This window comes from Cupriavidus sp. 01L46, from assembly GCF_056399905.1.
This window is the reverse complement of record NZ_JBFTSF010000078.1, coordinates 14,903-37,411: the sequence shown is the minus strand read 5'-3', so window position 1 is coordinate 37,411 and position 22,509 is coordinate 14,903. Positions and strand designations below refer to the sequence as shown.

The following is a 22,509-nucleotide window of genomic DNA, read 5'->3' as shown; positions in this document are numbered from 1 at the left end:
GGGTGTCACTGACACCCCGCGCCGGATGCCGAGCCAAGGCGCAGCCCCGTGAAGCATCGGAGCCCAATCCTGCATGGAATCAAAGAGGGGATCAAGATTGATCAGACATAAGCGCATCTCGCTGGGCGTGCTGGCGAGTGCCATCATCGCGGCCTGGACCCCAGTGAGTTGGGCCGCGGAGCCATTCGTCGTCAAGGACATTCGTGTCGAAGGCCTGCAGCGGGTCGAGCCKGGTACGGTGTTCGGCTACCTGCCGGTCAAGGTCGGCGAAACCTTCAGCGACGACAAGGGCGCGGACGCCATTCGTGCCCTGTATAACACCGGGTTCTTCAAGGACGTCCAGATCCGTTCCGAGGACGGCGTGCTGGTGGTCCAGGTGGAAGAACGTCCCGCCATTTCCCAGCTCGAATTCGTCGGCATCAAGGAATTCGACAAGGACACCCTGCGCCGCTCGTTGCGCGCGGTGGGCGTGGCCGAGGCCCGGTACTACGACAAGGCCCTGATCGACAAGGCAGAGCAGGAGCTCAAGCGCCAGTATGTGGCGCGTGGCTACTATGCTGCCGACGTCCAGACCACGATCACCCCGGTCGACCGCAACCGCGTGTCGGTGGTGTTCAATGTCGACGAAGGTCCGGTGGCCAAGATCCGCCAGATCAATATCGTCGGCAACAAGGCCTTCAAGGAAAGCACGCTGCGCGATGAAATGCAGCTGTCGACCCCGAACTGGCTGTCCTGGTACACCAAGAACGACCTGTATTCCAAGCAAAAGCTCACCGCCGACCTGGAAGCACTGCGTTCGTACTATCTGAACCGCGGCTACCTCGAGTTCTCCATCGAATCGACACAAGTGTCGATCACGCCGGACAAGAAGGACATCTTCCTGACGCTGAACATCAAGGAAGGCGACCAGTACAAGGTGTCGGACATCCGCCTGGCGGGCGAGCTGCTCGGCAAGCAGGCCGAGATGGAAAAACTGCTCAGGCTGCAGAAGGGCGAGGTCTTCTCGTCCGAGAAGCTGACCCAGAGCACCAAGGCCATTACCGACCTGCTGGGCACCTACGGCTACGCGTTCACCACCATCAACCCGCAGCCGCAGATCGACAAGGAAAAGCGTGAAGTCGCGCTGACCCTGATGGTCGATCCGGGCCGTCGCGTCTACGTKCGCCGCGTCAACGTGGTGGGCAACAGCAAGACGCGCGACGAAGTCGTGCGCCGCGAAATGCGCCAGATGGAAAGCTCGTGGTTCGACAGCGAAAAGCTGACGCAATCGCAGGCCCGTATCAACCGTACCGGCTACTTCACCGACACCAACATCACCACCGAGGACGTGCCGGGCGCGCCCGACCAGGTCGATGTGAACGTCAACGTGACCGAGAAGCCGACCGGGCAGATCAGCCTGGGCCTGGGCTTCTCCTCCACGGACAAGCTGGTGCTGCAAGCCGGCCTGCGCCAGGACAACGTGTTCGGGTCGGGTACCAGCCTGGGCCTGGACGTGAACACGGCGAAGTCCTTCCGTACCATCTCGCTGACGCAGTACGATCCGTACTTCACGGTGGACGGCATCAGCCGCTCGACCGATATCTACTACCGTACGTCGCGGCCGCTGTACTACACCGGCGACCAGGATTACAAGATCGTATCGGAAGGCGGCAACGTCAAGTTCGGTGTGCCGTTTACGGAAACCGATACCGTGTTCTTCGGTATCGGCTACGAGCGCACCCAGGTGACCATCTCGCCGAACACGCCGATCCAGTACGGCCAGTGGCTGAGCAAGATCGGCAAATCGAGCGGCGATCCGATCAACAACTTCCCGTTTACGATCGGCTGGGCCCGTGACCGTCGCGACAGCGCGCTGGTCCCGACCAAGGGACCCTACACGCAGGTCAACCTTGAAGTGGGCGTGCCCGGCGGCGATACGCAATATTATCGCGCCAGTGCCCAGCAGCAATATTTCTATCCGCTGTCCAAGGCCTTCACGCTGRCCTTCAACGGTGAAGTGGCTTACGGTCACGGCTACGGGAACACGCCGTTCCCGGTGTTCAAGAACTTCTACGCCGGTGGTATCGGTTCGGTTCGCGGCTACCAGACCAGCACGCTGGGCAAGAAGGACCAGAACGGCAATCCGATCGGCGGCGCCTCCAAGATGATCGGCAATGTCGAATTCATCTTCCCGCTGCCGGGCTCGGGCGTGGACCGGACCCTGCGCCTGTTCACCTTCTTCGACTTTGGTAACGTGTACGAGGAAGGGGCCCCGATACTGTTCAGCCAGCTCAAGTATTCGACGGGCCTGGGCATGTCCTGGCTGTCGCCGATCGGCCCGCTCAAGATCAGCGTGGGCTTCCCGCTGAAGAAGGACGAGACCGACAAGGTACAGCGCTTCCAGTTCCAGATCGGTACTGCGTTCTGATCGGGCATAGAAGATAGAAGATTGAGGAACGGATTCATGAAAACAACATTCCCACTGATCAAAAGCCTGACGGCGGCTGCGCTGACGGCTGGCGCGCTGCTGGCAGCCGCGCCCGCGACGGCACAGGAAGCGCGCATCGCCGCGGTCAATTCCGAGCGTATCCTGCGTGATTCGGTGCCTGCCAAGCAGGCCCAGGTCAAGCTGGAGCAGGAGTTCTCCAAGCGCGATCGCGAGTTGCAGGACATGGCCCAGAAGATCAAGGGCATGGCCGACAAGCTCGACAAGGACACCGCTGTGCTGGCCGATGCCGACCGCCAGCGCCGTCAACGCGAAGTGGCCGATCTCGATCGCGAATTCCAGCGCAAGCAACGTGAATTCCGCGAGGATCTGAACCAGCGCCGCAACGAGGAACTGGCCCRGGTGCTCGAGCGCGCCAACCGCGTGATTCGCCAGCTTGCGGAGCAGCGCAAGTACGACCTGATCGTGCAAGAGGCCGTGTATGTCAATCCTCGCATCGACATTACCGACGATGTGATGAAAGCGTTGAACGCCGGCAGCAAGTAAGCTGCCAGTTTTCGCCGTMCAAGGAAGTACTGCCATGCAAACACCCACACTGGGTCAGCTCGCCACCGATACCGGCGCGCAGGTTGTGGGTGATCCCGACCTCGCCGTGCGCGGCCTCGCGCCGCTCGACCAGGCCGGTCCCGACCAGCTCTCGTTTCTCTCGAATCCCCTGTACCTGCCGCAGGCGCTGGCCTCCGGCGCCGGCGCCGTGATCGTGTCGGCGGCCGACCTGGAGCGCATTCGCGCCGAAGGGCAGGCCGACGGCCGCAACTGGYTGGTGGCACGCAATCCCTACGTGTGCTTTGCGCGTATCGCGCAGGGGTTCGATCGCCGCGCCAATACCGACCACCGTACCGGCATCGACCCGCACGCCAGCGTGGCGCCCGATGCCGTGGTGCCGGCGTCCTGCTTCATCGGCCCCAACGTGGTGATCGAGAGCGGGGCGCGGCTTGGCGAGCGGGTGCGCATCCTGGCCAACGGCTTTGTCGGTGCCGGGGCGCAGATTGGCGATGACACGCTGATCTACGCCAATGTCTCGGTCTACCACCAATGCGTGGTGGGTATGAGATGCATACTGCACAGCGGTGTGGTGCTGGGTGCGGATGGCTTCGGCTTTGCCCCGGACATCGGCCCGGCTGGCGTCGAGTACGTCAAGATTCCCCAGACCGGCCGCGCCGTGCTGGGCAATGACGTCGAGGTCGGCGCCAATACCGCGATCGACCGCGGCGCCATGGCCGACACGGTCATCGAGGACGGCTGCAAGCTCGACAACCAGGTACAGATCGCGCATAACGTGCGGGTGGGCGCGCATACTGTGATCGCGGGATGCGCGGCRATTGCTGGCAGTACCAAGGTAGGGCGCTTCTGCGTGATCGGGGGCTCGGCCAACTTTGCCGGCCACCTGAACATTGCCGACCGCACCACGGTATCCGGTGGCACTTCGATCACTAAATCCATTTCCAAGCCCGGCGGGCATTTCACAAGCGTGTTCCCGGTCCAGCCGCATGGCGAGTGGGAACGCACTGCAGCCACCTTGCGAGGCCTGAGCAAATTGCGCGATCGCGTGATCCAGCTCGAGAAGCGCTTGCAAGGGCAGGACGCCGGCAAATCTATCCAGCATACCGAAGAGAAAAAACCATGAACGCCGTCGATATCGACATCTGCAAGATCCTCAAGCTGCTGCCGCATCGTTACCCGTTCCTGATGGTAGACCGCGTGCTTGAACTGGAGCCGCAAAAGCGTATCAAAACGCTGAAGAACGTCACCATGAACGAACCGTACTTCCAGGGCCATTTCCCGGGCCACCCCGTGATGCCGGGCGTGATGATCCTCGAAGCGCTGGCGCAGTCGGCCGGCTTGCTGACCTTCGGCGCCGAAGTAGAGCGCAAGGAAAACTCGCTGTATTACTTGGTCGGCATCGACGGCGCGCGCTTCAAGCAGGTCGTGACGCCGGGCGACCAACTGCACATGACGGTATCCGTAGAACGCTATATCCGCGGCATCTGGAAGTTCAAGGCATTTGCCACCGTCGACGACAAGGTGGCTTGTGAAGCTGAGTTGATGTGCACCGTCAAACAAGCCGACTAAGAAACCTGCCTTCAGGGCTACGTCCTGAAGGCAGGTCTTGGACGTATTTGGCTCACTGTGTTGACCGTTCAATCTTTTCATCTCAGACCATAGGACAGGACGCATGACGCAAATCCATCCCAGCGCACTGGTTGACCCGAAGGCCGAGCTTGCTGCCGACGTGACCGTCGGGCCGTTTTCCATCGTGGGTCCGCACGTGCGCCTTGGCAGCGGTACCCAGGTGGGCGCGCATACCACCATCGAAGGGCATACCACTGTTGGCGCGGATAACCGCATCGGGCCTTACGCTTCGGTGGGCGGCACGCCGCAGGACATGAAGTACCGCAACGAGCCGACCCGGCTTGTGATCGGCGATCGCAATACCATTCGCGAATTCACCACCATCCACACCGGCACGGTGCAGGACCGGGGCGTGACCAGCATCGGCGACGACAACTGGATCATGGCCTACGTGCACATCGCGCACGATTGCCAGGTGGGCAACCACACGGTGTTCTCCAGCAACGCGCAGATCGCCGGCCACGTGCAGGTGGGCGACTGGGCCATTCTTGGCGGGATGAGCGGGGTGCACCAGTTCGTGCGCATCGGCGCGCACGCCATGCTGGGCGGCGCCTCGGCCCTGGTGCAGGACCTGCCGCCGTTCGTGATCGCCGCTGGCGACAAGGGCGGCAACAAGGCCACGCCGCACGGCATCAACGTGGAAGGCATGCGCCGCCGTGGTTTTGACGCCGCGCAGATCGCGGCCCTGCGCCAGGCTTACAAGGTGCTGTACAAGTCCGACCTGAGCTTTGAAACCGCCCGCAACGAGATCGCGCAACTCATTGCACAGGCCGAAGGCACCGCCACGGCTCCGTTGCAGGATTTCCTCGACTTCATTGCCGCCACGCAGCGCGGCATTGTGCGCTGAAGCCGGATACAGCCATGGTCGAAGGTGTCCTACCGGCCATGGAGGCCACGCCGGTTGCGGCGGGCGCGGGCAATCGCGGCACCATTGCCATGGTGGCTGGCGAGAACTCTGGCGACCTGCTTGCCTCCCTGCTGATGGGTGGGCTCAAGGCCCGCCTCGGTGAAGTGAGTTACGCCGGCATTGGCGGCCCCCGCATGATGGCGCAGGGGTTCGAGTCGCAATGGCCGATGGACACCCTCTCGGTCAACGGCTACGTGGAGGTGCTGGGCTCGCTGCGCGAGATTCTCGCCACGCGCCGCGCCATCAAGGAAAAGCTGCTGGCGCAGCCGCCGCTGTGCTTTATCGGCGTGGACGCGCCAGATTTCAACTTCGGGCTCGAAGTGCCGCTGCGCCGAGCCGGCATTCCGGTGGTGCACTTTGTCAGCCCATCGATCTGGGCCTGGCGCGGCGGGCGCATCCGCACCATCGCGCGCGCGGTCGACCACATCCTGTGCCTGTTCCCGTTCGAGCCGGAGATCTATGCCCGCGCCGGGATTCCCGCCACTTATGTGGGCCATCCGCTGGCCGACGTGATCCCGATGGTGCCGGACACGCAGGGCGCCCGCGAGAAGCTTGGCCTGCCAGCCGGGCCGCGCGTGGTGGCCGTGCTGCCCGGTAGCCGGCAGTCCGAGGTGCGCAACCTGGGCGCGACGTTCTTCGCGGCCATGGCGCGCATGTACAGCATGGACGGCAATCTCGCCTTTGTGCTGCCGGTTGCCAGCGCGCCGCTGCGAGAGATCGTCGCGGGCCTGCACCAGCAGTATCCGCAGATCCCGCTGACCGTCATCGACGGGCAGTCTCACCTGGCCATGGAAGCCGCCGACGTGATCCTGCTGGCGAGCGGTACCGCCACGCTGGAGGCCGCGTTGTACAAGAAGCCCATGGTGATTTCGTACAAGGTGCCCTGGCTGACCGCGCAGATCATGAAGCGGCAGGGTTACCTGCCGTATGTGGGCCTGCCCAACATCCTGTCGGGGCGTTTTGTCGTGCCCKAATTGTTGCAGGATGACGCGACGCCCGAGGCATTGGCGCGCGAGACGCTGCTGCAGTTGAACGACGAAGGCAATACCGCGTTCCTGCGGGACCATTTCACCCAGATGCACCAGACGCTTAAACGCAATACCGCCGAGATCGCTTCGGCCGTGGTCGCCGACCTGATCCAGCAGCGKAGGGGTGTGTAATGGCGCGCCGACCCACAGCCACCGCCAAGGGCGATTCGGCCCAGCTCGGCTTTGACCTTGCCGGCACCGCCGCGCAGGTACGCCACTTGTGCGGCGTGGACGAAGCGGGCAGGGGCCCGCTGGCCGGCCCGGTCTATGCCGCCGCCGTGGTGCTGGATCCGGCCCGCCCGATCCAGGGCCTGGCGGACTCCAAGGTGCTGACCGCGCGCCGTCGTGAAGCGCTGTTCGACGAGATTCGCGAGCGCGCCCTGGGCTGGCATATCGCCCAGGCTTCGGTGGAAGAAATCGACACGATCAACATCCTGCATGCCACCATGCTGGCCATGCAGCGTGCCGTGCATGGCCTGGCCGATTCCGGCCTGGAGCCGGACCTGGTGCAGGTCGACGGCAACCGCTGCCCGCAGGTGCGCTTTGCGGTCGAGGCCATCGTCAAAGGCGATGCCAAGGTGCAGGCCATCTCGGCGGCTTCCATCCTGGCCAAGGTGGCGCGCGACCGCGAGCTGCTGGTGCTGCACGCCACGTACCCACAGTACGGCTTCGATGCCCACGCCGGTTACGGCACGCCGCAGCACCTGGCCGCGCTTGCCGAGTTCGGCGCCACGCCGCACCACCGGCGCTCGTTCGCGCCCGTGCGCGAAGCCATCGCGATGGGGCGGATCGCGCCCGTGGCCGCCATCCCGGCGCCAGCACTCCCGGAGCCGCTACTGTGAAACACGTCACGTCGCGCGAAAACGCGCTGTTCAAGCACCTCAAGGCACTGACTGGTTCCACGCATGCGCGCCGCAAGGCAGGGCAGTCGGTGCTCGATGGCGTGCACCTGGCGCAAGCCTACCTGGACGCGCTGGGCCAGCCGGTGCAGTGCGTGGTGTCGGAGCGGCACTACGATCATGCCGAGGTGGCGCAGCTGCTCAGGCAGATCGAGCCCGAGCGCGTGGTCCTGCTGGCGGATGCCTTGTTCGATCTGATTGCCGGCGTGGTCAATGGCATCGACCTGATGCTGGTCATCGAAACGCCCTCCGGCCACCTGCCGTCCCATATCGACACCGATTGCATCATCCTGGACGGCGTCCAGGATGCCGGCAACGTCGGCTCTATCCTGCGCAGCGCCGCGGCCGCAGGCATCCAGCACGCCTTCCTCGTCACGGGCAGCGCCTTCGCCTGGTCCACCAAGACCCTGCGCGCAGCCATGGGCGCCAATTTCCACCTGAACATTGTCGAACACTGCACGCTCGACATGCTGGCGCCGCGCCTGGCGGTGCCGCTGCTGGCCACGTCCTCGCACGCGCAGGCAGCCGTGTTCGACACCGACCTGCGCGCACCGGTAGGCTGGGTGGTCGGCAATGAAGGCGCGGGCGTGAGCCCGGAATGGATGGCCAAGGTCGGCCGCACGGTGGGCATTCCCCAGCCGGGCGGGCTGGAGTCGCTGAATGTGGCGGCCGCGACGGCGATCTGCCTGTTCGAGGCGGTGCGGCAGCGCCGCCCTGGCTAAGCCTGCCACCACTTCGCCGTACTGACGGGCCCGCGCGCCCGCCGTGCGGCGTCGGCCTGACTCAATAATTGCTGTCGCGGTCCACCTTGATCTCCTGCAGGATCGTGGTGGCGATCTCTTCGATCGACTTGTGGGTGGACGACAGCCACTTGATGCCCTCGCGGCGCATCATGGCCTCGGCCTCGTTGACCTCGTAGCGGCAGTTTTCCGGCGCGGCGTACTTGCTGCCCGGACGCCGCTCGTTGCGGATCTCGGCCAGGCGCTGCGGGTTGATCGACAACCCGAAGATCTTGCTCTTGAACGCGTAGAGCGCGGTGGGCAGCTTGCCGCGCTCGAAGTCGTCGGGAATCAGCGGGTAGTTGGCCGCCTTTAGCCCGTACTGCATGGCAAGGTACAGGCTGGTCGGGGTCTTGCCGCTGCGCGACACGCCCACCAGGATGATGTCGGCCTCGGCCAGGTTCTTGTGCGACTGGCCATCGTCATGCGCGAGCGAGAAGTTGATCGCCTCGATGCGGTTCTGGTAGGCCTCGGTGTCCGCATTCTGGTGAAAACGGCCGATCGCATGGGTGGACTTCAGGCCGAGTTCCTTCTCCAGCGGCTCGATGAAGGTCTGGAACATGTCMAGGATCATGGCCTTGGCGCGGCGGATCGCCTTGTTCGACTCCTGGTTGACCAGGGTGGTGAAGACGATGGGCTGCACGCCTTCCGCGTAAAAGGCCTCGTTGATCTTGCCCACCGCGATGTGCGCTTTTTCGGGCGTGTCGACGAACGGCATGCGCACCTTGCGGAAACGCATCTCGAACTGGGCCAGGATCGAGTGGCTGAAGGTTTCGGCGGTAATGCCGGTGCCATCGGAGACGATAAAGACGGTGCGGATGGCGGGGCGCTCCTCCTCCTTACGCGGTTCCTGGGGGTGCTGCGGCGCAAGTGGCGCGGCGGGAGCGTCGGGCTGGGGAGCGTCGGGGAAGGACATGTATGGACAATTATTTTTGAATCCGCGTTCCGCGAAAGTGCGGTGCGGCACGGTAGAATAGCGGCGATCTTTTCGCTAAGCAATTCCGCCAGCGCTGTTGGCACAACGATTCGGCCACGAATTGTCAACAATGTGCGCTGCAGCAATCACGATCGCACACCGATTGTGAGCCGCTGGGGCTGTTTAGCCAAGCGATCCGTCCGGTAGCAGAACTCCAACAATATTCCGGGCGTCAGCAACAGGTTTCTTACTTTGTTTTGAGGCTTTTATGAACAACCCGGCAATTGACGGCGCATACCTGCTGCCGTTCGAGCAGTTGCGCAAGGAAGATGTGGAAACCGTGGGCGGCAAGAATTCGTCGCTCGGCGAGATGATCTCGCAGCTGGCCGAGGCTGGCGTGCGTGTGCCCGGCGGCTTTGCCACCACTTCGCTGGCTTTCCGCGACTTCCTCGCCTACAGCAACCTGACCCAACGCATTTCCGATCGCCTGAAGGCCCTCAACGTCGACGACGTCAAGGCCCTGGCCGAAGCCGGTGCCGAGATCCGCAACTGGGTCGTCGAAGCGCCGTTCCAGCCCCGCCTGGAAAAGGAAATCCGCGAGTTCTACGCGCGTGCCGAAGAGCGCGAAGGCGCCGAGGCTTCGTTCGCCGTGCGCTCGTCGGCTACCGCCGAAGACCTGCCGGATGCATCGTTCGCCGGCCAGCAGGAGTCGTACCTCAATGTCAGCGGCATTGACGATGTGCTGGACAAGATCCGCCACGTGTTCGCCTCGCTGTACAACGACCGCGCCATTTCCTATCGCGTGCACAAGGGCTTCGCGCACGACATCGTCGCGCTGTCCGCCGGCGTGCAGCGCATGGTGCGCTCGGATGTGGGCGCCGCAGGCGTGATGTTCACGATCGACACCGAATCCGGCTTCCCCGATGTCGTCTTCATCACCTCCAGCTACGGCCTGGGCGAAACGGTGGTGCAGGGCGCGGTCAACCCGGACGAGTTCTACGTCTTCAAGCCCACGCTGCAAGCGGGCAAGTACCCCATCATCCGCCGCTCGATCGGATCCAAGCTGATCAAGATGGAATTCACCGCGCCGGGCGAAGCCGGCCGCGTCAAGACCGTCGACGTACCCATCGAGCTGCGCAACCGCTACTCCATCACCGACGCCGATGTGTCGGAGCTGGCCAAGTACGCGATGATCATCGAGAAGCACTACGGCCGCCCGATGGACATCGAGTGGGGCAAGGACGGCCGCGACGGCAAGATCTACATCCTGCAGGCCCGCCCGGAAACGGTGAAGAGCCAGTCCGCCGGCAAGGCCGAGCAGCGCTTCAAGCTCAAGGGTACGGCACCCGTGCTCACCAGCGGTCGCGCCATTGGCCAGAAGATCGGCACCGGCCGCGTCCGTGTGATCAATGACCCGTCCGAAATGGAACGCGTGCAGCCCGGCGACGTGCTGGTCGCCGACATGACCGATCCCAACTGGGAACCGGTGATGAAGCGCGCCGCCGCCATCGTGACCAACCGCGGTGGCCGTACCTGCCACGCGGCCATCATCGCGCGCGAGCTGGGCGTGCCCGCCGTGGTCGGCTGCGGCGACGCCACCGACCTGCTCAAGGACGGCACACTGGTGACGGTGTCTTGCGCCGAGGGCGATGAAGGCCGCGTGTACGATGGCCTGCTGGAAACCGAGGTCACCGAAGTGCAGCGCGGCGAAATGCCGGACATCGACGTCAAGATCATGATGAACGTCGGCAACCCGCAACTGGCCTTCGACTTCTGCCAGATCCCGAACCAGGGTGTTGGCCTGGCCCGCCTCGAGTTCATCATCAACAACAACATCGGTGTCCACCCGAAGGCCATTCTCGACTACCCGCAAGTCGATGCCGACCTGAAGAAGGCCGTCGAAAGCGTGGCCCGCGGCCATGCCAGCCCGCGTGCGTTCTACGTGGACAAGCTGGCCGAAGGCATCGCCACCATCGGCGCGGCGTTCTACCCGAAGCCCGTCATCGTGCGCCTGTCGGATTTCAAGTCCAACGAGTACAAGAAGCTGATCGGCGGTTCGCGCTACGAGCCGGACGAAGAAAACCCCATGCTGGGTTTCCGTGGCGCCTCGCGCTACATCTCCGAGGACTTTGCCGAAGCCTTCGAGATGGAATGCAAGGCCATGAAGCGCGTGCGCGACGACATGGGCCTGACCAACGTCGAGATCATGGTGCCGTTCGTGCGCACGCTCGGCCAGGCCGAGAAGGTCATCGGCCTGCTGGCCAAGCACGGCCTGAAGCGCGGCGAGAATGGCCTGCGTGTCATCATGATGTGCGAAGTGCCGTCCAACGCCATCCTGGCCGAAGAGTTCCTGCAGTACTTCGACGGCTTCTCGATCGGCTCGAACGACCYGACCCAGCTCACGCTGGGCCTGGACCGCGACTCCGGCATGGAGCTGCTGGCCAAGGACTTCGACGAACGCGACCCGGCCGTCAAGTTCATGCTGTCGCGCGCTATCTCTACCGCGCTGCGCCTGGACAAGTACGTTGGCATCTGCGGCCAGGGCCCCTCGGACCACCCGGACTTTGCACTGTGGCTGGCCAAGGAAGGCATCAAGTCGATCTCGCTGAATCCGGATTCGGTGGTCGATACCTGGAAGCAACTGGCTTCCTGAGGCATTTGACGTCACAATAGCGGTACACCGGCCCTGCGCCAGGTGTTCCGAACCCCCGCAGGCGCTCTGGCGCTGCGGGGGTTTTTTGTTTTGGCCGTGGCCAGGACAAACGTAGGCAAGCAGGCAAGCAAGGAGGCAAGGATGGCGCCGTACTACATCTGGTTTGCGCTGGCCGCGGTGCTGGTGATCGCGGAACTGGGGCTCGGCACCTTGTATTTGCTGATGGTGGCGCTTGGCGCCGCGGCAGGTGGCCTGGGTGCGCTGGCCGGGCTTGGCGCAGCCGCCCAGACCCTGGTGGCGGCGCTGGTGGCGCTAGCCGGCTTTGTCGCGCTGCGGCGCTCCCGCTATGGGCACGTGAGGCGCGATGCGGCGGAGCGCGATCCCAACGTCAACCCGGACATCGGCCAGGAACTCGAGGTACCAGCCTGGGGCGAGGCCGGGCGGGCACGCGTGCGTTACCGCGGCACCGACTGGGACGTGGAACTCCAGGCGGCCGGCCCGGCAGCGCCTGGGCGTTTTCGCATCGTCGAGGTGCGCGGCAACACGCTCTTCGTCAGCCCGCGATAGAGCAAGGCAGGGCGCGCCCCCGGTTTCCCCCCGTTTTCTGCTGTTCGCTTTTCTCAACCCCGTCACGGAGGTCCCATGTTCGAATTCTTCGGCAGCCTGCTGCCCCTGCTGATCCTGGTCGCCGTCATCGTGCTAGTGGCGCAAAGCTTCAAGATCGTGCCGCAGCAACATGCCTGGGTGCTGGAACGCCTCGGCAAGTACCGCGCCACGCTGACGCCGGGGCTGACCGTCGTGCTGCCCTTCATCGATCGCGTGGCCTACAAGCATGTCCTGAAGGAGATCCCGCTCGATGTGCCGAGCCAGATCTGCATCACCAGGGACAACACGCAATTGCAGGTGGACGGCGTGCTGTATTTCCAGGTGACCGACCCGATGAAGGCATCCTACGGGTCCAGCAATTTCGTGGTGGCTATCACCCAGTTGTCGCAGACCACGCTGCGCTCGGTGATCGGCAAGCTGGAGCTGGACAAGACCTTCGAGGAGCGCGAGTACATCAACCACAGCGTGGTCAATGCGCTGGACGAGGCCGCCGCGAGCTGGGGCGTGAAGGTGCTGCGCTACGAGATCAAGGACCTCACGCCGCCCAAGGAAATCCTGCATGCGATGCAGGCGCAGATTACCGCCGAGCGTGAAAAGCGCGCGCTGATCGCCGCGTCGGAAGGCAAGCGCCAGGAGCAGATCAACCTGGCCACGGGCGCGCGCGAGGCCGCCATCCAGAAGTCCGAAGGCGAGCGGCAGGCGGCCATCAACCGGGCGCAGGGCGAGGCCTCGGCGATCCTGGCGGTGGCCGAGGCCAATGCGCAGGCCATCGAGAAGATCGGGCATGCCATCCGCACGGACGGCGGCATGGAGGCGGTGAACCTGAAGGTGGCGGAGGAGTACGTGAGCGCCTTCGGCAACCTGGCCAAGCAGGGCAACACGCTGATCGTGCCGGGCAACCTTGGCGAGATGAGCACCATGATTGCGTCGGCGCTGCAGATCGTCAAAAGCCAGCAGAAGGGGGCTTGAAGCGAGGGGGCTTGAAGAAGCGGGCTTGCGTAGAGCAGGCAGTCTTGCGGCGTGCCGCCGGGCTGCCGCGGTCTTTTACTCCTTGCCCGCGCCCTTCATGATGCGCGCCTTCTCCCGCTGCCAGTCGCGGTCCTTCTCGGTTTCGCGCTTGTCGAACATCTTCTTGCCCTTGGCCAGGCCGATCTCGCATTTGACGCGTCCGCGCGTGTAGTGCAGGTTGAGCGGCACGATCGTGAAGCCGCGCTGCTCCACCTTGCCGATCAGGCGCTTGATCTCTTCTGCCTTGAGCAGCAGCTTGCGGGTGCGCACCGCGTCGGGCGAGATGTGGGTGGAGGCGCTGTTGAGCGCGCTGATATGGGCGCCGATCAGGAACAGCTCGGCATCGCGAATGACCACGTAGCCTTCCTTGATCTGCACGCGTCCCGCGCGGATCGCCTTGACTTCCCAGCCCTCGAGCACGATCCCCGCCTCATATCGCTCTTCGATGAAGTAGTCGAAAAAGGCTTTCTTGTTGTCTGCGATGGTCATGCGGTCCGGATAGTGGAAATGGAGATAAGTAAAACAAACACCAAAAAAACGAAGGGGAAAGTCGCTGCAGGGCCGTGCAAGGCCATCAGGCGGCGGTTTGGGCGCTATCGTGCGCGTCCGGGGTGCTGTCGGCGCGCGCGTGGGCTAAAATCGGGATTCTAGCAAACMGGCCCGCTCCGGTGGATTCCGCAGTGCGTCATGGCGCTGGCGGCGCCCGCGCGGGCCATGATTCCCCACTACATGGCAGACGTCCATAAATCCGTGCTGCTCGGCCATTCTGCCGAGCAGATGTACAACCTGGTCACGCAAGTCGAGGACTATCCCAAGTTCCTCCCCTGGTGCGGTGGCGTGGAGGTGTTCGAGCAGACCGAGACGATGCTCGACGCCAAGATCTACATCCACTTCAACGGCATCAAGCAGTATTTCCACACCCGCAATACGCAGGAGCGGCCTACCAAGATCGATATGGTGTTCGAGGACGGCCCCTTCAAGACCTTCAGCGGTTCCTGGCGCTTCACGCCGCTGCGCGAGGATGCCTGCAAGATTGAATTCCACCTGCACTACGAGTTTTCCAGCTTCCTGCTGGAGAAAATCATCGGGCCGGTGTTCAGCATGATCGCCAATACGTTTGTCGATGCGTTCGTCAAGCGTGCCGAAATGGTCTACGGCAATGGCTGAGCACGACGCCGGCACCGCGGCCCCGGTGCGCATCTCGGTTTGCTATGCCCGCCCAGGCAACGCCTTCCTGAAGGAGGTCGAGGTACCCGCCGGCACCAGCATTGTCGCCGCGATCGCAGCTTCGGGCCTGCTGCAGGCTTGTCCGGAAGTGGATCCCGCCACCATGCGGGTCGGCATCTTCAGCAAGCTCAAGACGCCGGATACCCTGGTGCGGGCCGGCGACCGCGTCGAGGTCTATCGCCCGCTGGTGGCCGATCCCCAGTCGGCGCGCAACCGGCGCGTGCAGAAGACCCGCAAGGGCGGCACGCGCGAAGGGCAGAAATGGCTGCGTGGCGGCTGACAGGCCCCGGCGCGGAGCTGCGCGGGCGCGCAGGTGCTCGGGTGCTCGGGTGCTCGGGTGCTCGGGTGCTCAGGTGCAGTTTTGCGCGAGCGTGGCGTTGATGCGTTGCAATTCGGCCTGCCGCTMGTCATCGTTCAGTTGCTGCGGCGAGCCATCGGGCGCTGACACGGCAATGCGGCGGTTCTGCTGCAAGGACGTCGCATAGTTGCGCGATTGCGCGCAGCGCACCTGGCGCTCCTGCGCGGCCAGGTCCTTGGCAGCCTGATCCGCTTCGGCCTTCGCCTGCGCGGCGCGGCGTTTCTCGAAGGCTTCCTCGGCACTTGCCATGGACTCTGCTTTCACGTTGCCATTGCCCTTTGCGCCCGGCGCCKGCGCAGTCTGGGTGGCGGCGGCAACGCCTGCGGGGCTGGCTGCCGCGGTTGCCGCGGCTGGCGAGCCGCCCGGCGGCTCGACCGGGCGCAAGCTGCCGGCAAAGCGGCCGGGTGCCTTGATCACGCGGGCGGCCGGCACCGAAGGCGGCGGCGGCACGTCGCTGTAGACCATGTGACCGCTGCCGTCGCGCCACTGCCATGGCGAATCCGCCTGGGCGGTGGCTGCCTGGCACAGGCAGGCGAGGGCGGCCAGCGTGGCGAGCTTGATGTGCGCGGTCGATCGTTTCATGGCTTAGCGTGTTGGGGCAGCCTGCGGTGATAGTGAATGCGGCAGCAGGGCGCGCAGGGCTGGAACCCCGCTGTGCGAGTGACGCGCGCGCCCTTGGCTGCCGGGATTGGCCGCTAGTTTAGGCAGACTTGTCGGCGGCGTGCAAGCGTACCGACCAGGCCACGCCAATCATCAGCAACGCGATGGCCGCGATCTCCAGCGGGCGCGGCAGGCGGTGGTCGAAGACAAAGCCGTACGCCAGCGCGAACAGCGTCTCGAATACGATCATTTGCCCCGACAGCGTAAGCGGCAGGCGGCGGCTGGAGATATTCCAGAGGTTGTTGCCGATCAGTGACGCACCAAGCGCCACGGCCGCGTTGACCATCCAGAACCACTGCCAGTCGCGGCCGCCGCTGGCCGCATCCAGGCTGTCGCCGGCCACCAGCCAGCCCAGCAGTGCCAGCAGCGCGAGCACCACCGATACCACGCCGGTGGAGATGCCGTACAGCGCGGACCATTCATTGCCGCTGTACTGCGGGTTGCRCTGCAGGTAGCGTGCGTTGTCGACCGCGTAGAGCGTCCAGCACACCAGCGCGCCAGCCGCGCACATCACGCCGGCCAGCCGTTGCCAGACGGTGCGCACCGCCTCACCCGCGGCAGCGCCGTGCGCGTGTCCGCCGCCGGCGAACAGGTCGATATTGATGCAGGCGATGCCGGCGGCCACCACCAGCAACGGCCAGATCAGGCGCGACAGCGGCACGGCGCCATGGTCGCGCCGGCCCATGATGGTGACGGAGATGGGCAGGATGCCGATGATCAGCGAGGTGGGGCCCACGCCGGCCAGCTGCACGCCGAACGCCAGCAGCACGTAATAGAGCAGGTTGCCGGTGAAGGCCTGGCGCAGCAGCGCAAGGCAGTCCGCGCGCGTGAGCTTGCGCGCAATGCGCTTCATCAGCGGCAGCGCGGCGATGAAGGCAACCAGCCCATAGGCCAGGTAGCGGCCGATCGCGAGTTCCCAGGGGGAGAATACGGGCAGCAGCTTGGGGGCGATAAACACCATGCCCCAGAAGGCGCCGGCCAGCAGGCCGCACAGTACGCCAATACCCATTGTGGCTTGCCTATCCCTGAAAAAAAGACAAAGAGCATAGCAGACTTGAACAAGGGCACTCGCAGGCGCGTCAAGAAACGTGCCATTCCTGTATAATTCGGTTTTGCGCCTAGAGGAATTGCTATGCGTCTTGTCCAGAAAGCACTCACATTCGATGACGTGCTCCTCGTGCCGGCCTATTCGTCGGTACTGCCCCGGGATGTTTCGCTCCGTACCCGCCTGACCCGTTCGATCGAATTGAACATTCCGCTGGTATCCGCCGCCATGGATACCGTCACGGAAGCCCGCCTGGCAATTGCCATGGCGCAGGCCGGTGGTATCGGCATTGTCCACAAGAACCTGAAGCCGGCCGACCAGGCCCGGGAAGTGGCGCGCGTGAAGCGCTACGAATCCGGCGTGCTGCGTGACCCGATCACCATTCCCCCCGACATGAAGATCCGCGATGTGATTGCACTATCACATCAATACGGCATCTCCGGTTTCCCGGTGGTGGAAGGCAAGACCGTGGTCGGTATCATCACCAACCGCGACCTGCGTTTCGAGGAAGAGCTGGATGCGCCCGCGCGCGCCAAGATGACGCCGCGCGAAAAGCTCGTCACGGTGGGCGAAGACGCATCGCTGGAAGACGCCAAGCGCCTGATGAACCGCCACCGCCTCGAGCGCGTGCTGGTGGTCAACAAGGACTTTGAGCTCAACGGCCTGATCACCGTCAAGGACATCCAGAAGGCAGTGGAACATCCGCTGGCCAGCAAGGATGACCGCGGACAGCTGCGGGTCGGCGCCGCAGTCGGCGTGGGCCCTGACAACGACGAGCGCGTGGACCTGCTGGTCAAGGCCGGCGTGGACGTGATCGTGGTCGATACCGCCCACGGCCACAGCCAGGGCGTGCTGGACCGCGTGCGCTGGGTCAAGCAGAACTACCCGCAAGTGCAGGTGATCGGCGGCAACATCGCCACCGGTGCTGCCGCGCGCGCGCTGGTCGATCATGGCGCCGACGGCGTCAAGGTCGGCATCGGCCCGGGCTCGATCTGCACCACCCGCATCGTCGCTGGCGTGGGCGTGCCGCAGATCACTGCGGTCTCCAACGTGGCCGAAGCCCTCAAGGGCACCGGCGTGCCGCTGGTGGCCGACGGCGGCATCCGCTACTCGGGCGACATCGCCAAGGCACTGGCTGCCGGCGCGCATGTGGTCATGATGGGCGGCATGTTCTCCGGCACCGAAGAGGCACCGGGTGAAGTGTTCCTGTACCAGGGTCGTTCCTTCAAGAGCTACCGCGGCATGGGTTCGGTCGGCGCGATGAAGGACGGCGCGGCCGATCGCTACTTCCAGGAAGACAATACCGCCAACGTCGACAAGCTGGTCCCCCCCCCCCCCCGCGCCGGCCGCGCCAACCGGCGCCGCCCCCAAGCTAGGCCGAGCGCCTGGCCGAAGGAGTTCTGATGAAAGTATTGCTGCGTGCCGTGCTGTTCCTGGACGCGTTGCTGAATCTGCTGCTCGGCATCGTCATGCTGCTGTCGCCTTTCACGACCCTTTATAGCGCGCTGCAACTGCCGCAGCCGCAGCCCGCGATGTACGGGCAGTTACTCGGCGTGGCCTTGACCGGCCTGGCCTTGCTGCTGTGGCAGGCAACCGTCAACGGGCAGCTCACGGTGGCGGTGGCGCGAACAGTCGGGCAGGTCAACCTCGCCAGCGCGGTGCTGATCGTGGCGTGGATGCTTATGTTCGACCTGCCGGTGCAGGGTGCCGGAAAGATCTGGCTGCCGGTGCTGGCCGCGGTCCTGGCCTTCTTCGCCGCGGTGCAGATCCCGGCCGCCAAGCGCGTACGCGTGCGCGAACGCGAGCAGCGTGAACAACGCGAGCTGCAAAAAGAGACGCAAAACAAGGATGCCGGCACAGTCCCCGTGGCACGCCGCACGTCTACTGCGAAATCCACCCGAACGACGTCACGGACGAATTCGTGCGCGAGTTCGCGCCCAAGGGCATCATCCTGTCCGGCAGCCACGCCAGTACCTACGAAGACCACCAGCTGCGCGCGCCGCAGGCAGTGTGGGACCTCGGCGTGCCGGTGCTGGGCATCTGCTACGGCATGCAGACCATGGCCGTGCAACTGGGCGGCAAGGTGGAGTGGAGCGACCATCGCGAGTTCGGCTACGCCGAGATGCGCGCGCATGGCCACACCGCGCTGCTCAAGGACCTGGAGGATTTCTCCACGCCCGAAGGCCACGGCATGCTCAAGGTCTGGATGAGCCACGGCGACAAGGTTGCCGAGCTGCCGCCGGGCTTCAAGCTGATGGCGTCCACGCCCAGCTGCCCGATCGCCGCCATGGCCGACGAAGCGCGCGGCTACTACGCCGTGCAGTTCCACCCGGAAGTCACGCATACCGCCAAGGGYCGCGACATCCTGGAGCGCTTCGTGCTGAAGATCGCGGGCGCCAAGCCTGACTGGGTCATGCATGACCACATCACCGAAGCCGTCGCCAAGATCCGCGAACAGGTGGGCGACGAAGAAGTGATCCTCGGCCTGTCCGGCGGCGTCGATTCCTCGGTGGCCGCAGCCCTGATCCACCGCGCCATCGGCGACCAGCTCACCTGCGTGTTCGTCGACCACGGCCTGCTGCGCCTGAACGAAGGCAAGATGGTGATGGACATGTTCGCCGGCCGCCTGCACGCCAAGGTCATCGCCATCGACGCGTCCGAGCAGTTCCTTGGCCACCTGGCCGGCGTGACCGATCCGGAGCAAAAGCGCAAGATCATCGGCCGCGAGTTCGTCGAAGTGTTCCAGGCCGAGGCCAAGAAGCTGACCAACGCGAAGTGGCTGGCTCAAGGCACGATCTACCCCGACGTGGTGGAGTCCGGCGGCACCAAGACCAAGAAAGCCACCACCATCAAGAGCCACCACAATGTGGGCGGCCTGCCGGAAACGCTCGGCCTGAAGCTGCTCGAACCGCTGCGCGACCTGTTCAAGGACGAAGTCCGCGAACTCGGCGTGGCGCTCGGCCTGCCGCCGGAGATGGTCTACCGCCACCCGTTCCCGGGCCCGGGCCTGGGTGTGCGTATCCTGGGCGAGGTCAAGCGTGACTACGCCGAACTGCTGCGCCGCGCCGACGCAATCTTCATCGAAGAGCTGCGTGGCACGGTTGCTACCGAGCAGGATGCCGCTGCCGGCATGTGCGAGCCTTCGCAAGTCGGCAAGAGCTGGTACGACCTGACCAGCCAGGCCTTTGCGGTGTTCCTGCCGGTCAAGTCGGTTGGCGTGATGGGCGACGGCCGCACCTATGACTACGTGGTCGCGCTGCGCGCGGTGCAGACCACCGACTTCATGACGGCGCACTGGGCGCATTTGCCGTACGCGCTGCTGGGCCGCTGCTCGAACCGCATCATCAATGAGGTTCGTGGTTTGAATCGCGTGGTGTACGACGTGTCGGGCAAGCCGCCGGCGACGATCGAGTGGGAGTGAAATCGGGTCCTTCGGGGACTATCGCCGGCCAGTGGAACAGGTTGGCGGTAGAACCCGGAGGCCGGATTAAGGCCCTCCCGTTTACTATCCAGACCAAATCGGTCTTTGACGGTAAAAACCCCCCTTTGGAAAGCACGATTTCATGCGGTTTTCCGGGCATGAGCAGGCTTCCTGGCTCCCGACGGTAAAAAGCCGTCACGACTCGATCTCTCAAACGGGATGCGGCTCACGCCGCTCGCCACTGTCGCTGACGATTCCCAGACCAGGCTCAGGCGCGGGCTCACACCGTGGCGTCCGGTAACGCCACGGGCTCGCACCAATGACGTGTCGGTCATCGCGGCGCTGCCGTTCCCTTTATAGCGCGGAACCGTTTCTTCGCGAACGCCGGGCGCGTCCATGGGCTTGGGAGGCTCAGAAAGCGACACAACACTGGATCCAGCGCCTCCCCAAATTTCGTCACCCACTCCACCATACCGATCAAAATTGCTACCTGCGCTGGCTCCCCAAGCACGAGCACGAGCAGGGGGAAACGCCGCCGCTCTAGTAGGAAAGCAATTGGCCGCCGCTGCCGGGCACCTGCGCCGCTGTGCCCAGCCTGTTCGTCGCTAGGGCRCGGATCAGCACGTCACGATTGGTAAGGATGTGCTCGCGCATCAATGCCTCGGCGCGGCCGACCTCGTGCAGCGCCAGCGCGTCCACGATGCGGTAGTGCTCCGCCAGCGCCTGCCGACTGTGGTCGCGCTGGTACAGCAGCATCAGGGCGTCATGGTCGTGGGGATGCGATTTGCTGTCGAAGATGATGGGCAACTGCCGCGCGCGGCGCACGGCGTCGGTCAGCCAGCTGTTGTCCGCCAACTCCAGCAGCGCGTAGTGAAAGTCGAGATTCATGTTCTGCCACAGCAGGGCCTGCTGGTCGTTCCACTCTTCCTCGTGCAGCACCCGCCGCTGAGCCGCCAGGAGGCCGCCCAGGCGCTCCTGTTCGGCGTGCATCAGGCCGCGCTCGCCGATCAGCCGGCAGCCCAAGCCCTCGAGCGTGGCCCGCACGGTGAAGGCGTCCTTGATGTCCTTGGGCTGGAAGCGGCGGACCAGGAAGCCGCGATTGGGCTGGTAGACCAGCAGGCCCTCGTCGGCGAGCCGGGCCAGCGCATCGCGCACCGGCGTGCGGGAGACGCCCAACTCCTGGGCCAGTGTGACCTCCATCAAGTGGGACCCGGGCGGAATCTCGCCGTCGAAGATGCGGTTGCGCAGGGTATCCGCGACTGATAGCGCGCGGGTCCGGGAAGTTTCGGGAGAGGACATCTTTCTGGATTGTGGATTCAGTCGGTGTGGATGTGTCGGCTGCGGATGAGATTACCCCACATTGTCCGCTCGCCGGCAAGGAACCGGCTGGTCTGCTCGGGCGTCGAGGGGAATCTCTCTGCTCCGCTGGCCTCGATCGCCTGGGCGAGCTGCCCGTCATCGAGCGCCTGCGCAAGGGCGCCATGTAGCTTGCCGATAATCTCCTTCGGCGTYTCGGCCCGCGTAAACAGGCAGGTCCAGCTATAGATCTCCACCGGGATGCCCGATTCCTTCAGCGTGGGCACGTCCGGCAGCGACGCGATCCGCGCGCGCGACGCCACCGCGAGCGGCCGCAGCGTGCCGCTGCGGATATGGGGCAGCACGGTGGCCGGATTGGAAAACATCATCTGCACCTGGCCGCCGATGGTGTCCGCGATGGCCGGCGCATTGCCGCGATAGGGGATGTGCGTGAGCACGACGCCGGTCGCCTGCGCKAACAGTTCGCCAGACAGGTGGGAAGTGTTGCCATTGCCCGCGCTGCCGAAGTTGATCCGCCCGGGCTGCGCCCGTGCCATGCGCAGCAGGTCCGCCAAGGTCTTCGCCTTCGATGCCGAATTGAYGACGAGCACGTTCGGGCCGCGGCTGACGCAGCCGACCGGCGTGAAGTCGCGGGCCGGATCGTAGGGCGGGCGCGCCATCATCAATGGCGCGTTGATCTGCTCGGCGGGCGTCCCCAGCAGCAGGGAATAGCCGTCCGCCGGCGCGCGCAAGACCTGCGCGGCACCCAGCGTGCCGCTGGCGCCGCTCTTGTTCTCCACTACCACGGATTGGCCCAACTGCCGGGACAGGTTCTTCGACAGCAGGCGGGCGATCGTGTCGGTGGTCCCGCCAGCAGGGAATGGCACGACCAGCGAGAGCGGTCGCGCGGGCCATGCAACGCTCGTTTCGGCGTGCGCCCAGGAGGCGGGGCAGACGGTGCCGACGAGCGCGAGCAGCAGGACGGGGCGAGTCCGGCGGAGGGATTTCAGGGTAGGCATGTGCAGGTCTCCTTTCTTCTGTATGTATGCATATTAGCGTGATTAATGCTTCAAGCTTACTTTATTTGT

At 64.6% G+C, this 22,509-nt stretch carries 19 protein-coding genes and 3 pseudogenes; 16 read left to right on the top strand and 6 right to left on the bottom strand.

Translation table 11 applies throughout. The features are described 5' to 3' along the window. Positions 1–73 precede the first annotated feature (73 nt). From bamA to AC1DS3_RS16255, 8 genes are all read left to right on the top strand, one after another. Positions 74–2,407: an outer membrane protein assembly factor BamA gene (gene bamA / locus AC1DS3_RS16290; protein ID WP_477127536.1), complete on the top strand. Its 2,334-nt coding sequence runs from the start codon at positions 74–76 to the stop codon at positions 2,405–2,407. 36 nt (positions 2,408–2,443) lie between these two features. Then, positions 2,444–2,971, top strand: coding sequence for an OmpH/Skp family outer membrane protein (locus AC1DS3_RS16285; RefSeq protein ID WP_477127535.1), 528 nt, complete (start codon positions 2,444–2,446; stop codon positions 2,969–2,971). Positions 2,972–3,005: 34 nt separating this feature from the next. Further along, the gene (lpxD, locus tag AC1DS3_RS16280) at positions 3,006–4,112 is read left to right on the top strand and encodes a UDP-3-O-(3-hydroxymyristoyl)glucosamine N-acyltransferase (RefSeq protein WP_441630345.1); all 1,107 of its coding nucleotides are present in this window, start codon (positions 3,006–3,008) and stop codon (positions 4,110–4,112) included. Beyond that, positions 4,109–4,558: a 3-hydroxyacyl-ACP dehydratase FabZ gene (gene fabZ / locus AC1DS3_RS16275; RefSeq protein WP_441630347.1), complete on the top strand. Its 450-nt coding sequence runs from the start codon at positions 4,109–4,111 to the stop codon at positions 4,556–4,558. The genes lpxD and fabZ overlap by 4 nt, the downstream gene beginning before the upstream one ends. Positions 4,559–4,661: 103 nt before the next feature. Beyond that, the gene (gene lpxA / locus AC1DS3_RS16270; RefSeq protein WP_441630349.1) at positions 4,662–5,465 is read left to right on the top strand and encodes an acyl-ACP--UDP-N-acetylglucosamine O-acyltransferase; all 804 of its coding nucleotides are present in this window, start codon (positions 4,662–4,664) and stop codon (positions 5,463–5,465) included. A 14-nt stretch (positions 5,466–5,479) separates the two neighbouring features. Beyond that, the gene (lpxB, locus tag AC1DS3_RS16265; protein WP_477127534.1) at positions 5,480–6,685 is read left to right on the top strand and encodes a lipid-A-disaccharide synthase; all 1,206 of its coding nucleotides are present in this window, start codon (positions 5,480–5,482) and stop codon (positions 6,683–6,685) included. After that, positions 6,685–7,395: a ribonuclease HII gene (gene rnhB, locus AC1DS3_RS16260; protein ID WP_441630353.1), complete on the top strand. Its 711-nt coding sequence runs from the start codon at positions 6,685–6,687 to the stop codon at positions 7,393–7,395. The genes lpxB and rnhB overlap by 1 nt, the downstream gene beginning before the upstream one ends. After that, positions 7,392–8,174: a TrmH family RNA methyltransferase gene (locus AC1DS3_RS16255; protein WP_441630355.1), complete on the top strand. Its 783-nt coding sequence runs from the start codon at positions 7,392–7,394 to the stop codon at positions 8,172–8,174. Before rnhB ends, AC1DS3_RS16255 begins: the two co-directional genes overlap by 4 nt. Before the next feature lie 61 nt (positions 8,175–8,235). Here AC1DS3_RS16255 and ppsR read toward each other — a convergent pair whose 3' ends face one another. Further along, positions 8,236–9,147, bottom strand: coding sequence for a posphoenolpyruvate synthetase regulatory kinase/phosphorylase PpsR (ppsR, locus tag AC1DS3_RS16250; protein WP_441630357.1), 912 nt, complete (start codon positions 9,145–9,147; stop codon positions 8,236–8,238). A gap of 268 nt (positions 9,148–9,415) precedes the next feature. On the opposite strand from ppsR, the gene ppsA reads away from it, so the two are divergent. The 3 genes from ppsA (at position 9,416) to AC1DS3_RS16235 (ending at position 13,375) form a co-directional block, all read left to right on the top strand. Next, positions 9,416–11,800: a phosphoenolpyruvate synthase gene (ppsA, locus tag AC1DS3_RS16245; protein WP_477127533.1), complete on the top strand. Its 2,385-nt coding sequence runs from the start codon at positions 9,416–9,418 to the stop codon at positions 11,798–11,800. Between the two features lie 141 nt (positions 11,801–11,941). Beyond that, entirely contained in the window at positions 11,942–12,367 is a 426-nt protein-coding gene (locus AC1DS3_RS16240; protein WP_441630360.1) for an NfeD family protein, read from the top strand. 75 nt (positions 12,368–12,442) lie between these two features. After that, on the top strand, positions 12,443–13,375 hold the full coding sequence (locus AC1DS3_RS16235) for an SPFH domain-containing protein (protein ID WP_441630362.1): 933 nt from the start codon (positions 12,443–12,445) through the stop codon (positions 13,373–13,375). A 75-nt stretch (positions 13,376–13,450) separates the two neighbouring features. Here the strand turns inward: AC1DS3_RS16235 and smpB are convergent, their stop codons facing one another. Continuing rightward, entirely contained in the window at positions 13,451–13,903 is a 453-nt protein-coding gene (gene smpB / locus AC1DS3_RS16230; RefSeq protein WP_006164727.1) for an SsrA-binding protein SmpB, read from the bottom strand. A gap of 240 nt (positions 13,904–14,143) precedes the next feature. Here smpB and AC1DS3_RS16225 point away from each other — a divergent pair, with 240 nt between their 5' ends. Both AC1DS3_RS16225 and AC1DS3_RS16220 read left to right on the top strand, forming a co-directional pair. Then, entirely contained in the window at positions 14,144–14,581 is a 438-nt protein-coding gene (locus tag AC1DS3_RS16225; RefSeq protein WP_150983478.1) for a type II toxin-antitoxin system RatA family toxin, read from the top strand. Then, the gene (locus AC1DS3_RS16220; protein ID WP_441630365.1) at positions 14,574–14,921 is read left to right on the top strand and encodes an RnfH family protein; all 348 of its coding nucleotides are present in this window, start codon (positions 14,574–14,576) and stop codon (positions 14,919–14,921) included. Before AC1DS3_RS16225 ends, AC1DS3_RS16220 begins: the two co-directional genes overlap by 8 nt. Before the next feature lie 69 nt (positions 14,922–14,990). On the opposite strand, the gene AC1DS3_RS16215 is transcribed toward AC1DS3_RS16220, so the two are convergent. Beyond that, complete coding sequence (locus tag AC1DS3_RS16215; protein ID WP_477127532.1) at positions 14,991–15,581, bottom strand: DUF4124 domain-containing protein; 591 nt, start codon at positions 15,579–15,581, stop codon at positions 14,991–14,993. A gap of 118 nt (positions 15,582–15,699) precedes the next feature. Next, positions 15,700–16,668 carry a DMT family transporter gene (locus AC1DS3_RS16210; protein WP_477127531.1) on the bottom strand — a complete coding sequence of 323 codons (969 nt, stop codon included), beginning with the start codon at positions 16,666–16,668 and terminating at the stop codon, positions 15,700–15,702. A 123-nt stretch (positions 16,669–16,791) separates the two neighbouring features. Between AC1DS3_RS16210 and guaB the strand changes: the two are divergent. The 3 pseudogenes from guaB to guaA all read left to right on the top strand — a co-directional run. Further along, positions 16,792–18,033, top strand: a pseudogene (guaB, locus tag AC1DS3_RS16205) (IMP dehydrogenase); the annotation flags it as partial. A 74-nt stretch (positions 18,034–18,107) separates the two neighbouring features. After that, positions 18,108–18,585, top strand: a pseudogene (locus AC1DS3_RS16200) (hypothetical protein); the annotation flags it as partial. After that, a pseudogene (guaA, locus tag AC1DS3_RS16195) lies at positions 18,581–20,125 on the top strand (glutamine-hydrolyzing GMP synthase); the annotation flags it as partial. The pseudogenes AC1DS3_RS16200 and guaA, both read left to right, overlap by 5 nt. A 540-nt stretch (positions 20,126–20,665) precedes the next feature. On the opposite strand, the gene AC1DS3_RS16190 reads toward guaA, so the two are convergent. Together AC1DS3_RS16190 and AC1DS3_RS16185 are read right to left on the bottom strand one after the other, a co-directional pair. Continuing rightward, the gene (locus AC1DS3_RS16190; RefSeq protein WP_441630374.1) at positions 20,666–21,424 is read right to left on the bottom strand and encodes a GntR family transcriptional regulator; all 759 of its coding nucleotides are present in this window, start codon (positions 21,422–21,424) and stop codon (positions 20,666–20,668) included. Between the two features lie 17 nt (positions 21,425–21,441). Continuing rightward, a complete protein-coding gene (locus AC1DS3_RS16185; RefSeq protein ID WP_477127530.1) occupies positions 21,442–22,440 on the bottom strand; it encodes a Bug family tripartite tricarboxylate transporter substrate binding protein in 999 nt (332 codons plus the stop codon). Positions 22,441–22,509: the final 69 nt, after the last annotated feature.